The 13,987-nt window shown below is 44.0% G+C and carries 10 protein-coding genes and 1 riboswitch; of the genes, 7 read left to right on the top strand and 3 right to left on the bottom strand.

Annotated features, from left to right (window positions below; translation table 11 throughout):
• Positions 1 to 886 precede the first annotated feature (886 nt).
• Positions 887 to 3,613, bottom strand: a complete 2,727-nt coding sequence (locus tag P5V12_RS08635) for a glycosyl hydrolase family 18 protein (protein WP_316956952.1) — start codon at positions 3,611 to 3,613, stop codon at positions 887 to 889.
• A gap of 683 nt (positions 3,614 to 4,296) precedes the next feature.
• A riboswitch (cyclic di-GMP riboswitch) is annotated at positions 4,297 to 4,378 on the top strand.
• Positions 4,379 to 4,439: 61 nt separating this feature from the next.
• Here P5V12_RS08635 and P5V12_RS08630 point away from each other — a divergent pair.
• From P5V12_RS08630 to P5V12_RS08620, 3 genes are all read left to right on the top strand, one after another.
• Positions 4,440 to 4,934 carry a hypothetical protein gene (locus P5V12_RS08630; protein ID WP_316956951.1) on the top strand — a complete coding sequence of 165 codons (495 nt, stop codon included), beginning with the start codon at positions 4,440 to 4,442 and terminating at the stop codon, positions 4,932 to 4,934.
• Positions 4,935 to 5,189: 255 nt separating this feature from the next.
• Positions 5,190 to 6,350: a cupin domain-containing protein gene (locus tag P5V12_RS08625; RefSeq protein WP_316956950.1), complete on the top strand. Its 1,161-nt coding sequence runs from the start codon at positions 5,190 to 5,192 to the stop codon at positions 6,348 to 6,350.
• Between the two features lies 1 nt (position 6,351).
• Positions 6,352 to 7,287 carry a GNAT family N-acetyltransferase gene (locus P5V12_RS08620; RefSeq protein ID WP_316956949.1) on the top strand — a complete coding sequence of 312 codons (936 nt, stop codon included), beginning with the start codon at positions 6,352 to 6,354 and terminating at the stop codon, positions 7,285 to 7,287.
• On the opposite strand, the gene P5V12_RS08615 is transcribed toward P5V12_RS08620, so the two are convergent.
• The gene (locus tag P5V12_RS08615) at positions 7,277 to 8,140 is read right to left on the bottom strand and encodes a hypothetical protein (RefSeq protein WP_316956948.1); all 864 of its coding nucleotides are present in this window, start codon (positions 8,138 to 8,140) and stop codon (positions 7,277 to 7,279) included. The two genes, P5V12_RS08620 and P5V12_RS08615, sit on opposite strands and share 11 nt — an antisense overlap.
• Positions 8,141 to 8,227: 87 nt before the next feature.
• Positions 8,228 to 8,542 (bottom strand): Rieske (2Fe-2S) protein, encoded by a 315-nt coding sequence (locus P5V12_RS08610; RefSeq protein WP_316956947.1) that lies wholly within the window; start codon positions 8,540 to 8,542, stop codon positions 8,228 to 8,230.
• A 107-nt stretch (positions 8,543 to 8,649) separates the two neighbouring features.
• Here P5V12_RS08610 and pabB point away from each other — a divergent pair, with 107 nt between their 5' ends.
• The 4 genes from pabB (at position 8,650) to P5V12_RS08590 (ending at position 13,935) form a co-directional block, all read left to right on the top strand.
• A complete protein-coding gene (gene pabB, locus P5V12_RS08605; protein ID WP_316956946.1) occupies positions 8,650 to 9,963 on the top strand; it encodes an aminodeoxychorismate synthase component I in 1,314 nt (437 codons plus the stop codon).
• Positions 9,964 to 10,331: 368 nt separating this feature from the next.
• Complete coding sequence (locus P5V12_RS08600; RefSeq protein WP_316956945.1) at positions 10,332 to 11,246, top strand: glycoside hydrolase family 16 protein; 915 nt, start codon at positions 10,332 to 10,334, stop codon at positions 11,244 to 11,246.
• Positions 11,247 to 11,301: 55 nt separating this feature from the next.
• Complete coding sequence (locus P5V12_RS08595) at positions 11,302 to 11,754, top strand: (2Fe-2S)-binding protein (RefSeq protein ID WP_316956944.1); 453 nt, start codon at positions 11,302 to 11,304, stop codon at positions 11,752 to 11,754.
• Between the two features lie 24 nt (positions 11,755 to 11,778).
• Positions 11,779 to 13,935: a xanthine dehydrogenase family protein molybdopterin-binding subunit gene (locus tag P5V12_RS08590; protein WP_316956943.1), complete on the top strand. Its 2,157-nt coding sequence runs from the start codon at positions 11,779 to 11,781 to the stop codon at positions 13,933 to 13,935.
• The last annotated feature ends 52 nt before the right edge of the window (positions 13,936 to 13,987 follow it).

The raw sequence follows: 13,987 nt of genomic DNA, 5'->3' as shown, positions 1-13,987 counted from the left end.
GTTTGATCATACGTTAGATCGGTATTGGATATGGCTTGCTGAATATCCGACAAATAATCCGATAAGCAATCAGGGAAAAATCAGAAAGATCGTTTTTATTTGTATCGATATAAAAATTTTGTAGCCGGCGTAAAATAGTGCATCGCGCGCTCAAAGTCCCGATTCTTTACCCCAGAGCACATAATTCCAATGACCGATACAACCATACCCTGATTTAAACCCGCCCCTGAAAAATCAGAACCATCAACCCAAATAAAATTAAAAAAACAAGCAAATGCATTATTTAAAATCCCATTTAAATACCACAACCATGACTCACATTTATTTTTATTTTGATAGAACAATAAAAATAAACCACCCGAAATTCCGGTACGATTTATTCGAAGTAAAAAAAGACAGAGAGCACCAGCAGAACACCGGCAACACAGGAAAAACTTAACGCTGCAGAAAAAAACAAATTCCGTCTTGATACACCTTCTCCAATCGATGTTATCAAAGTCTACCAGATGTTTTTTATTTTTTTAAAGCATTTATTTTAAAAAATAACTTACACATAAGAATTAATTCTCGTTTACATCTTTTACGGTAGGCGTTCTACTGTAAATCAAATGAATTATTTATCCAATTTACGCAGTAGAATCTCTACTGCAATCCACCATACCCAAGCGCTAACAGGCAATAACGGGGGGTCATTAGCAAGCAAGACTAGCATGCCCACTATTGTCCAATACACGACAGTATACCTTCACAAAATAGATCATACCTGCAACCGAGGCTATCCCTACAGTAGAAAGAAGACCTTAAAAAATGCAACCAAAAGAACAAACTTTGTACACAAAAAAGGCGGCCACCGGCCGCCTTTTATATTGTTTAATTGAAATCAGCTTTAAATGGTACAAACAAACGCCCAGGAACCATCACTTCCTGGTTGTGAACTGGTGTACCAGTTTGCTTTATAAACTGACCCGCTGTACTGCATCAAATCACCAGTCTCTGCGTGGTCGGGTGTTCCTGACCAGTTTGTTCTCGGCCAATTTGGATATTCATTGACAGCTGTTGGGTCAATGTTTTCTGCTGCACAGGTTCCAGCCCCACCCGAGCTTGATGAAGAACTACTGGATGATGAAGAGCTGCTAGAAGAACTTGAGCTTGTAGAAGACGAGCTGCTTGAGCTGGATGTCGATCCGGTGGCAGGCACAGAACCGCGGGTATGGTCAAAAGAAACACCGTAGGTTTTACCACCGAATTCAATTGTCCAGTTGGAGAAAAACGAAGTTGGCAGTTGTTGCACAAACTGATAAATGATTGAACCACTTGGCGCCATATCTGCGGTAATCGCAAACTGAATCAAATGGAAATCGGTTTTGTAACCGCCCACATTTCCACCATCATGGCCGTCAACCAATACCTGTAGTTTTGTTGCCGCCAAGCCATTTTTCCACTCACCAAATACTTCAGCTCGAGGGTCGGACACAGACATATTGAACTGCACAACCGCATCTTTTGGAATAGTGATGTCAGAGTTATTCGTTAATGTCAGCTCACAATTCATTGGGTAGTTTTGATCACCTAGAGGGCAATTACCTAATGAATAAGACATCGCCAGATGCTCAGTTGGCATCGCTCTATCGATATTCGCTTTCGTGGCTTGATATGGCGTTGCATTCACAAACTTGCTGTGCAAGGTGCTGGTCATTGTCTCACCGGCGGTACACTCTTTAGTGACATCGGTTGGGCAATCATAGTCACCGGACAACTCCCAGAACATGATACCGCCAATCCCTTCATCTACAACGTAGTCGGCTTTAACCGCAAGGGAGTCAGCATCTTCAGAAGAAAGGAAAACTTTTTTCTGTTCGTTCCACAACCAGGTATGGCCGGCTACAGGGTCGTATTTTCGAGCGTAGGTGCCGATCAGGTCATATCGGGTATCAGTTACCGTGCTGATTTTATACAGGTCCAGATAGCTTGGTAGTAGACCACGCTCAAGGTTTTTCACATGCCAGATGGGGTTTGCACCAGCAGGTAACTCACCGTTGAACTTGGTAATACGAGGAATAAAATCGTTCCAGATATTATCGATACCAATGGCACCTTCACCACACTTGGTTAAACCATCGTTACACTCATCGGTTGGAACGGTAGTTTTACCCCATAAGCCATTGGTTCCGCCTTGCACGTTTCGCCAACCACGGGTGTAGTATGGGACACCGATATTTAGTCGACCGGGCGACATGGAACCACGGTAGTAACGATACGCCCAGTCGGTATTTAAGTAGCCTACACCATGCGCGTTATAAATGGGGCCAAGCTCAGTGTCTTTCCCGTCATCAAATAACGCAGCGTTAGGACCAACATGCTCGTTCCAGGTTCCATGAAGGTCATAGGACATAACATTCAGGTAATCCAGATATTGAGTTACTTGGTACATTTCCATACCACGTAGCAGATACGCGGAAGAAGGCGCGGCAACGGTTAACAAGTAGTGTTTGCCATCCTGAACACTCGCAGCATCCAATTTGTTACGCAAAATTTTCATTAGCCTCGCATAACCTGCCATGAGGTACGGACGTCTTGCGTTGGAGAAGGCAAAGTCCGCAGGGTTACCCGCATCACTATTGGAACTGGCGTATTCGTAATCGATATCCGCACCGTCAAAACCGTAAGTGCGCAAGAAGGTTACGACAGAATCCGCAAAGGCTTCCATGGCCGCTTCACTATCGGTCAAGGTATAGAAGCCACCATCTTCAACACGTGTGCCATTTGCCCAATGACCGCCGGTTTCAGACCAACCACCGATAGAGATGAGCGTTTTCACCTGTGGGAATTGCTTTTTGAATTTGCTTAGCTGGTTAAAGTGCCCTTTATATGGAAACTCTGGGTCCATTTCATTGCCGGGGTACTCAGGCCACTCCATAGTCAGGTTCGGGTTGTAAGTACCATTTGGGTCACCGACGGATATCAGACCATTTTCCAGATGCGCAAACGCATAGTTAATGTGCGTGATCTTGTTCCAGGGGATATCAGATACCAAGTACGCAGGACGAGGTTCAACGCCAGGATCCGATTTACCGGTTCTCCAGGAGGGGAAATACCCGATAATTCTGCGGCTGATTGCCATTTTTTCACGGCCGCTGGTGTCGTATATCGTACAGTACGGAACGTCTAATCCGGGCGTTTTGTATAAACCATCTGGTCGACAGGCTTCGTGGTCGACCACTCCGCCAGAACTGCTGCTAGATGACGACGAACTCGAGCTGCTTGAGCTAGAGGACGAGGAGCTAGACGAAGAAGAGCTGGAAGACGAACTTGAGGATGACGAAGAGCTACTGGTAGAGGTATCTTGAGACACGCACTCGCCCAGGCTAAGCCAGGCATATTGCGAGGCCCAGCCAGTGCCTGGTGCATAAGCACCACCAAGCGAACACCACCCTTCCTGAGTACATTCATATGCACTCCCCTGATTTTGTACAACAGCACCATTAGAGTATGCCGAGCCTTCCACATACAGTGGTACGCCAGCACACTCATAAGCATGAGCGCTATTAATAAAAGCCAGGTATGAAAAAATAGAGATGCTGAAGAAAAACGTTGTTTTCTTGAAGAGAACCATTGGGACAAATCTCCGATTAATTATTTAGTTATCTTGCAAACGGTTCTGTATCAATGCCTGCAAGTCTCTTTTGCCCTATCCTTGATTGAACTTCCGATCAAATAAATACTTGCTTACCCCTTCTTTCATATACATTCGAAAACTGCCAGATTTACGCTTATGTATACATATGTCAAATAAAATGAACGGGGCGCCATCGAGCAACCATAAAACTTTCAGAATAAAAATTAAACACTTATTTCTTATTATTTCATTTTGTTCTTAACCCAAAAGTTTTATGCTTTTTGGGATTTAGAACTTAAAACTCTGAGTAATAAGCGCTAAGCATTTTTATCTATACCATGACAAATGACTAATTCTTAATCGTTATTCTTTGCGTTTTATGTATGAAGTAATATCAATGGCATAAGAAGGAGGTACTGGCATTGAGGGTAACAAATTGGCTCACAGTATGGTTTGCATTTTCTACGATATGAACATGGTAAAAATAAAGAACAGTCCTAGTTTTTGTTGAAACCATCCGCCTGGAATAATTTACAGATTTTTAAAACAAAACAATCTTAATGTACCAAACTAAAACTTTGCGCATGCATAGCGATGTCTTCATAATAAATGTATCTCCATAGATGGGGATTCGGATACACAAGGCACTGCCTTGTCGCTAGCGGCCCTGCCCGTTCAGCCCCCGAAAAAGGCAAACCCGTGGTAACGCGGGGACGCAAAGCCAGTGCCCGGCATCCAGATGTGGGTCGAACGGTTACCGAAAGAACTGAACATTGGCAGTCTCCTCTTCCAGAGGACACTCCTGATAATTGGAGAAGAGGTTATGGCTCTAGTTAACTACGCGGATCATCTGCAAACCTGGTGGTCCGATCATCACAGCAAATTTGACCCGCGCAATTATTCCCGTACTCACTTAATCATTACAGGCTCAATTGTATCTGTCATTCTCTGCTTGTTCTGGGCAAGCCTTTTTCTTGATATTGAACATTCCGGTAAGTATTACGACGCACAGCGCAACTACAAAATCCTGCCTTTTGATTTACTTGACGCCACAAGCATATGCGAACAAAAAACCCAGAAACGCTATGGCGATAAGATGATATCGTCGTACATCGATAACCATTCCACCTACTTCGATCGCAGTACGTATTTATATAAAGTGTTTATGTTTGCCCGCGTCGGCGAACTAAGGGATTCCGAAGAAGTGGTCGTTCATTGCTTTGTGAACCCATCAGAATATATGGTTGAACACTATCGCGCCTTCGAACCGAAAAAAGGTTCGTTGATGAATCGTGCGGTAGGCTCTTTAGGAGGATAAAGCGAACTCCCCTTTGCCCTTTTCTAAAATCGTTTGTTTAAACGCTATTGAGTAGCACCGTTAAGGTGCTATTTTTTTGTCTGACGAAAAGCTCACATTGACGCAGGCCATGACATTCAAGAAAAAGTTACTCTTTATATTTGAAACAAAATGAACTCTGCCGCCAGACTAACAATGAACTCTGACACTAACGCTGGGTTAAATATTTTGTAGACTAAGCTACAATGCCTGCCCACTGACAAATAAAAAAGAATAGTGTCCGATATTGTGAATACTCAATCCCCTCTTGGCTCCGTATCTGTTGAACAGTTTTTTGCGGAATACTGGCAGAAAAAACCATTATTAGTTCGACAGGCATTTCCTGGGTTTATTTCACCCATTTCACCAGAAGAATTAGCCGGCTATGCATTAGAGGAAGACATCACTTCCCGTTTGATCATTGAAACACCAACAGATGACCCATTACACAGTTTATGGCAAGTAAAACACGGGCCTTTTCCAGAAACAGTTTTCGCTGAACTGCCGGAAAAACATTGGACTCTATTGGTGCAAAACCTGGACAGTTTTAACGAAGCAGCTAACCAGCTATTACAGTCATTTCGTTTCCTGCCAAACTGGCGTTTGGATGATGTCATGGCCAGTTACGCAAGTATGGGCGGCGGTGTCGGGCCACATTTTGATTATTACGATGTATTTTTGCTACAGGGGCTAGGTTCCCGACGCTGGAAACTCGGCCAAATATGCGATGCACAAAGCCCACTTTTACCTGACGTAGCCATGCAAATATTGACCGAGTTTGATACCAACGAAGAATGGGTATTAGAACCGGGTGATATGTTATACCTTCCGCCGCAACTCGCTCATTGGGGAACTGCAGCCAGCGACAATTGTATTACATATTCCATTGGTTTCAGAGCACCAAGCCACGAGGATATTTTGCTGGATTTCTGTCAGGAGGCGTCGTCTTTTTTACTGCAAGACCAGCGCTATACAGACATTGACCTCAAGCCCACAAAGTATTGCGGAGAGATTCCGTGTTCAGCCATCAGCCAGGTACAAAATATTTTACAAACCTATACAGGGGACACCGGAAAAATCGCGGAGTGGTTTGGCAAATACATGACACAGCCAAATATGGATACCGAATTCTCCCCCATTTCGCCAATGCTTTTCGATGAATTAACAGCGACAAATTCATTCCAGCTTTCACCGCACGTTAGAGCAGCGTACTTTCAGTTACCTGATGAGCAATGCATGCTATTTATTAACGGGATGAAGTGGTTGACGAACACCGCTCTGGCATCCGGCTTAAGCGCGTATCAAACCTTGTATTGGTCAAAGCTGACTAAAGAGCAACAAGCTGTCATTGCGGAACTCTGCGAATATGAACTGCTTATAGAGAACCGGGGTGAGTGAAATGTCGCTACGTATAGAACAAGTGGAATGGACAACAGCAAACACAGAACTCCATAACATACGCAAAGAAGTGTTCTGTCAGGAACAAGGCTTTCCAGAAAAGGACGAAGTGGATGAATGGGATCATAACCCCACCACTCTCCACCTGCTAGCTTATTCCCGCAACCTACCTGCTGGCACAGTCCGGGTATTAAACACCGGACAAATCGGGCGTTTAGCAGTGCTTCCTCAATTCCGTCAACAAGGGATTGGATCGCAACTGCTCGTACACGCGACCCGGCATGCTCTGATCCATTGTGACCAACCAGTGTTTCTCAATGCTCAGCAACACGCTATACACTTTTACCAACAGCTTGGTTTTCAGGCTGCAGGTGACGTACATACGGAGTATGACGTTACACATCAACGGATGATCTTTACCCCAGAGTCTGCTGAACGATTGGAAAATCTTTTCCAAGATCAGGTAATACGGCCAATCTCAGCCCTGGAGTTCGCTCATCACCTGGCAGCTATGGTCCAACCGACACTGAGATATGTAGACATCTATTCACATCACCTACAAACAGGCATCTTTGCCAACCCACGCTTGGTAGATGCACTTTCCCGGTTTGCCCGTTCAAATAGGCGCGCTCGCATACGAATGCTGGTGCATACAGCCAAACCACTTTATGGCAGCAACCATCCGTTAATTACTTTGGCACAAAGGATTTCCAGTAAAGTAGCGATTCGGGTGATCAATGAAGACCCGATGAAAGCTGAAGTGGGGTTTTGCATTTGCGATAAAAGACGACTTATCTATTTTAATGATGAACAAAATCAAGACGGCTTTGTAAATTACCAAGCCCCCAGGGAAAGTGAATCCTGCCTAGAAGAATTTGATCGCTACTGGCAAAAGTACAGTGATACCGATCCGAATTTAACTCAATTTATTTTATAAATCTTTCATTAACGGTTTGCCAGTCAATAACCGATTCGTTGTAAAACCCCGCTTCCGTTAACGCTGTACGCAAACGACCCTGTGCTTTAAGTTGTGCCAAGCCAAGCTGTAAGGCTCTGTATATCGCCGCACCTTCCGGATGTATTTTGCTGACAACCCAGTGTTGACTTCCGGGAATTAAAAACTTAACACGAGGTATGGGGTGTAGGGTTTGTCCGTAGGCGTTTAACACCATTCCTTCCGTCTGCTGAAACGGTGCCAAAGTATAATCCGCCCTCCCGGCAACCAGCATTCTAACAACCGATTCCCAATTGAAGGTGTCAATTGGCTCTCGACGATGGAACTGAAGCAACGCCTGCCAGTCTTTTTCCCAGCTTCTGTTTGATATGGGTACCAAAGCATGCAGGTCTTCGTTGACTTGGAAACTTTTGAGCCTGGACTCAGTGGTGTACATGCCGACAACAAAGCTGCCGTCACCAATAATTTCATCGGTTACCCATACTTGTTCACGATAGTTTTCCAACCCACTTAACCAGAAACTGATCCCAGAGATTGCGACCTTTCCTTGCACAACCAAAGTCAAAATACGGCGATTATTAATTACTTCCCTGCTCTCTAATGGCTTGGTGTAACCGCCCAAGAGAAGCGCTTGACGTTGCAATACCTGAAGGGCTATATCACGCCTGGTTTGGTGGAAATTATCGATATCCAACAAAGAGCGATCTGCGATAAAGGTGGTCAGGTCTTTTGTATCACTAGTGGGAATAGCAACCTGTACCGGGTTCGCCCATCCAGAGGGCGCCAGCAGGATAACGAGACTGAGAACAAGAAACCTGCACCATAGATAGGACATAAGCCGTTTTCGATAAGCCTACTAAACGATATCTATATAGACTAGACCAAATATTGCACTATCTCGACGGATCGCCCCGATACGCCCCTATAACTCGACACCAACCTGATTACCCTCATAAACGAGAGTGAAATGCTGTAAGCAGTCAATGGTATCCCCCAAAGGCCCCTGAGCCTTACCAGACACGAGATCAAACTCAATACCATGTGCACGACAACGAATCATGCCACCAGGCAGCTGGACTGCGGTGGTTAAACTCACGTCCATATGCGGACACCGGTTCTCAATAAGGTGGAGTTTGCCTTCAGCTTGTATGAGTAACAACTGTCTACCGGCAACGGAAAAAGGTTGTTGGTATCCATCATACAAACGATTTAATTTTTCCAACGGGTAAAAGCTCATAGGATTACTCGTTCTCTTTTACGATGTAAGCGGATTCTATCCCGTAGCCTTTTGCTGCAACAACATCTAAAATGCGCCCTTTCCCGAACCGCAGCATTAGTATTCTTGTGATCAAACAGATAAATACCATTGAACTTCCGTATCTGGAAGATAGCAGTCAGTACTTATTGCGCCTAGAGGGTTTTACTAACCGCGTGTGGCTGGACTCGGGATATCCTGCACACACCTCAGGTCGCTATGACATCCTCTCCGCCAACCCCGTTCAGGTACTTCACAATCCAAGCTATATCGACATTGAACAAGCCATAGCAACCCACTGCCAGGTGACGGAATCGCATAATAGCGATCTGCCGTTTATCGGCGGCGCAATAGGCTATTTCAATTATGATTACAACCACAAACACTTTGCTATTTTTTCATCCAAAAAAGAAAAACACACCAGTACCATTGGCATTTATACCTGGGCAGTTATTCAAGATCATTTAAAAAAAACATCTGCACTAGTTTTTCAACCAAACTGTACTCAACAAAGCCAACAGGAAATCTATAGCGCACTAACACAAGGTATACCAAAGAATCCTAGAAAACGTTTTTCGGTATCAAAGTTTGAGTCAAACGTTGACAAAGCTGAATATCTAAAAAAAATTCAACAAATAAAAGAATTCATTCTCGCCGGAGATACCTATCAGGTAAATTATACCCAAGAGTTTCGGGCTGAATTTTCCGGCAACCCGAGTGAGGCATATTTAGCTTTACGCAAGAGTTCACCCAGCCCGTATTCCGCTTTTTTGGGTTTCGACAAAAGCCAAATTCTAAGCTTATCGCCCGAGCAGTTCATTGCCATCAACAACAATCAAGCTCAAACACAGCCTATAAAAGGCACCATAAGCCGATCAGAAAACCCTAAAACAGATAAAGAGAATGCACAAAAACTACAAGAAAGCGAAAAGAACCGTGCAGAAAATCTGATGATTGTGGACTTACTGAGAAATGATTTCAGTAAATGCTGCATTCCCCATTCGGTAAAAACACCGCAGCTCTATCAGTTGCAGTCTTTTATCAATGTCCATCATTTGGTTAGCACTGTGACAGGAACAGTCAAAGAATCAGTTTCCCCTTTGAATTTTTTCCTGCAATGCTTTCCTGGTGGCAGTATTACCGGTGCCCCAAAAAAGCGGGCTATGGAAATAATTGAAGAGTTGGAAGCCCATAACAGAGGGGTTTACTGCGGGAGTGTTTTCTATTTGAGCGCAGATTCGAACTTTGACTCAAACATTGCCATTCGCACAATGCAAATTATCGATCAACAGATTTTCTGCTCTGGTGGTGGAGGTATTGTTGTCGACTCAATAGCGGAAGAAGAGTACCAGGAATCCATAGACAAAATATCGCACCTGATGAAAAGTCTGAATCTTGTATAACTCTTTTGGGTAGACTTTTAACAAGCTAATTCCATTTTTTTCAAATTGCACAAAAAACATTTAACCTCACATTCTTAGCGGATATCAGATATAAACACACGGCACGCAAATCATATTCACTGACGTATTTTTCCCTTTTCCTATGATAGCGTCTAAATTTATCAAATAGAGGAAATACGAAAACACGGATCTTTGGTGAGACAATATGCTAAATATGCCTTATCACACACTCATTTCTTCTTTTTGATTAAAAAAACGTATTTTTGTACCAAACAAGAAAGTTTCTATTTAACATGTTATTTTTTACGCCTAGTATTACTGACATAGTGATAGAAATTTTATAACGACAATTTTTTACGATGCCTATTATGAAAAACATGAAAAATATACCTCTACTTGCGCTGGCTGCACTTATAGTCTCCTGTGGTTCAAACGAACCGACAGAGCAGACATCTCAAATATTTTTTGATGACTTCTCCTACCAGGATATGGCAGGTTTTAATCAAAATGGCTGGCAAGCTCGCACAGGGAAAGGACACCCAGGGGATAAACGAGCCCACTGGGACGAGAAAGGCATTAGCTTCCATCCAGCTGAAGCACCCGAAAACTCCTTTGTCAGACTCAGCGCCACCATCAAAGGCGATATCGACAACACCGCACAAGCACAAATTTGCTATCAACGAAAATTCCGTGAAGGCACCTATGCCGCTCGAGTATTGTTCTCTGACGAACCGGCTCAAGGGCCTGATGGCGACCAGATTATTGAAACCTTTTACACCATCAGCCCACTCGAATCACCCATGGATCCGGATTACAGCGAACTGGATTTTGAGTATTTGGCTAACGGTGGCTGGAAGCACGATAGAGCGCTATGGGTAACCTCATGGGAAACCTTCCAGCACGATCCCTGGACCATGAAAAATCAACATGGCCTGAAGGAAGAGTCCTATGCTGGATGGCGTACACTGGTGATTCAAGCCATGAATAACGAAGTGAAATACTTTGTCGATGGTAAAGAGTTCTTTACTCACGATGAAGAAGTCTACCCTGAAGCACCGATGTCGATAAACTTTAACCTTTGGTTTGTAAAAAACGGTCTGATTGATTCTGATGAAACCCGCATTTACCAACAAGATGTTGATTGGGTATTCTTTGAGAAAAACGTTGCGTTGACTACAGAAGAGATCTCAGGAAAAGTCGCTCAGATGCGTACGAATAAGCAAGTGTACTCAGATACGGTTCCAGCATGGCAACCACCATTGGAATCGCCCTGTTCACTTTAAGTTTACGCGTAGCCCCCTAAAATTTGACCCACTGATTTATTCACGAGAAATCACCATGATTCCGATTTCTTTTACCCTGAATGGCAGTGTGGTCAAAGTCGTAGCTCCTCCCGATAAACCACTTCTGTGGGTACTCCGGGACGATCTCAATCTTACAGGCACTAAATATAGCTGTGGAAAAGGCTTATGCGGTGCCTGCACAATTCACCTAAACGGCGAAGCTGTGAGGTCCTGCAGCCTTCCTGTTTCAGCGGCAGCGAATGCAAGCATTACCACAATTGAAGGGCTTTCCGGCCACACCGCAAACGAACTCAAACAAGCCTGGGATACCTTTAACGTGCCCCAGTGTGGTTATTGTCAGCCGGGACAGCTTATGTCTGCATCAGCCCTGTTAGACAAAGTCCAAAAACCAACCGATGAACAAATTGATCAAGCAATGAAGGGTAACCTCTGTCGTTGCGGAACCTATCAAAGAATCAAAAGCGCCATTCGCCATGTCACTGAATAAACACGTTAAGCTGTACGTATTGCAATGATCAATGACGCCAAGATAAATCGAAGAGAACTGTTAAAGATTGTCCCTGGAGCATTGTGTCTTGCGTATGCACAATCCTCGCTGAGTACAGAGGGAGCAGTCAAAAAAGTCAGCCTGGCCGAACAAAAATCCATCGCCTATAACCAATTTATTACGCTCTATTCCGACGGACGTATTGTGTTTGCCAATCACCTACCCGAAATGGGGCAAGGTAGTTTACACACCACGCTGACAATTTTGGCGGAAGAACTGGATGTCGACGTGGATCAAGTGGATTTTTATCAAAGTGACGTTAATCGCGAGCACTATGGTGATCAGACATCCTGGGGCAGTAAAAGCACCAAAGACTCTTGGGAGCGATGTCGGGTTTTAGCGGCGACGGTCCGTCATATGCTTATGGAGGCGGCTGTCAATACATGGAAAATCCCATTAAATGAGTGCAGCACGCAATCGGGAAGAGTTTTGAATCACCTATCGGGAAAAAGCTTCACATATGGTCAACTTGCAAACAGTGCCAGCTACTTAATCCCACCTAAAAGTATTTCGCTGAAAAACAAAAGTGAATACAAACAAATAGGTAAGCCTCAAAAACGACGTGACAACCAGGCAAAAATCAACGGTTCAGCCATTTTTGGTATGGATGTTAAAGTACCTGGGATGCTTGCTGCCAGCGTTACCCGCTGCCCCTACTTCCATGGCGAGATCAGCAGTTACAATCGTCAGGAACTACTGTCCATCCCCGGAGTTGTGGATGTCATTGAAACTCAAATGCAAGTCCTTCCCTTTACACGTAGAGGGATCGCAATCATTGCAAAAGATTTCTATACGGCAAATGAAGCCAGAAAGTATCTACGCATAAAATGGGAAAAAATAGATAAAACTCTGGACAGCAGTGACATTTATCACCACTTTGAAGAACAGGTAAATAAAACAGGGATAACTCTAGAGGCTAATGGGAATATAGAAGCTCTCGCTGAACTCGACACCCAAGATGCCTCGTTAAATCTATCCCAAAGTTATTTTTGTCCCTATCAGGCACACGCCTGCATGGAACCCTTAAACGCCACTGCGCATGTCACAGAAAATCACTGTGAGCTCTGGGCACCAATACAAGCACCACAATGGACTCAAGATGCATTGGCAAATTTGTTGGGGCTAAAATGGCAGCAAGTCAAAATCAATGTCACCTATCTCGGTGGTGGCTTTGGTAGGAAATCGATCCCAGACTTCTGCCTTGAAGCAGCATATTTATCCCAAAAATTACAAAAGCCCGTTAAGGTTATTTGGACAAGAGAAGACGATATAACACAAGGCCCTTTTAGATTTGCCAGTTTAAATCACTTACAGGCAAAGCTGACCGAAGAAGGCGAAATTGAATCACTGACTCACACGATAATTGCACAAGACCAAGCAAATCAAATAGAGGCGCAAAATCCCAACTCTGCAGAAAAATATATCACCAACGGCATAACAGATTACGCAATTGCTAACCGAGCATATAAATTCAATCGTCAATTTAATAAAATTCCCATCAGCTGGTTTCGCGGTGTTTACGCACCAAACAATGCCTTTGCGCATGAATCGTTTATCGACGAGATATGTGCACAGACACACCAGAACCCAATGACCGTCAGGTTAAAACTTTTAGCTCACAAGCCAAGGCACACCCGTGTGTTAAAAGCCCTGTCAAACTTGGTTAACTGGAACGAGAAAAGCAAATGTGGTTGCGGAAAAGGTATCGCCATAACGGAACTGGCGGGCTGCGTAAGCGCTCATTGCGTCAAAGTAAGCTACTTTAGTGGCAAGCTAAAAATAGACAAAGTGGTATCCGTTATCGACTGCGGCATTATCATTAATCCAGATACAGTCAAAGCGCAAAACGAAGGTGGCGTGCTAATGATGATAAAGGACATAAAATATTCGGGCATTCAAATAAAAAGTGGCGCAGCGGTTGAAAGTAATTTCGATGATTACCCTATTCCCACCATTACTGATATGCCTTTAGTCGAAACGTTAATTTTAGACAGCGATGTATCGCCTCAAGGTGTAGGAGAAGCTGTCCACTTGCCATTTCTCCCCGCATTAGCCAACGCCATCTACGAAGCAAGTGGCAAAAGAATCCGTCAACTACCATTCGATATTGATTTTGCCTAAGTAAGAAAATCAGTTTTCTCACAATGTATCCCCTCTTCCAAAGAAAGAGCCG

The organism is Teredinibacter sp. KSP-S5-2, from assembly GCF_032773895.1.
Classification (GTDB): Bacteria; Pseudomonadota; Gammaproteobacteria; order Pseudomonadales; family Cellvibrionaceae.
Note: the sequence above shows the minus strand (reverse complement) of the source record. Positions and strands in the feature narration are given on the sequence as shown.

Coding starts and splice junctions, on each gene's coding strand:
- P5V12_RS08615 (WP_316956948.1), bottom strand. CDS start 8,140: ATGTCCTATCTATGGTGCAGGTTTCTTGTTCTCAGTCTCGTTATCCTG.
- P5V12_RS08595 (WP_316956944.1), top strand. CDS start 11,302: ATGATTCCGATTTCTTTTACCCTGAATGGCAGTGTGGTCAAAGTCGTA.
- P5V12_RS08620 (WP_316956949.1), top strand. CDS start 6,352: ATGTCGCTACGTATAGAACAAGTGGAATGGACAACAGCAAACACAGAA.
- P5V12_RS08635 (WP_316956952.1), bottom strand. CDS start 3,613: ATGGTTCTCTTCAAGAAAACAACGTTTTTCTTCAGCATCTCTATTTTT.
- P5V12_RS08630 (WP_316956951.1), top strand. CDS start 4,440: ATGGCTCTAGTTAACTACGCGGATCATCTGCAAACCTGGTGGTCCGAT.
- P5V12_RS08610 (WP_316956947.1), bottom strand. CDS start 8,542: ATGAGCTTTTACCCGTTGGAAAAATTAAATCGTTTGTATGATGGATAC.
- P5V12_RS08600 (WP_316956945.1), top strand. CDS start 10,332: ATGAAAAACATGAAAAATATACCTCTACTTGCGCTGGCTGCACTTATA.
- P5V12_RS08590 (WP_316956943.1), top strand. CDS start 11,779: ATGATCAATGACGCCAAGATAAATCGAAGAGAACTGTTAAAGATTGTC.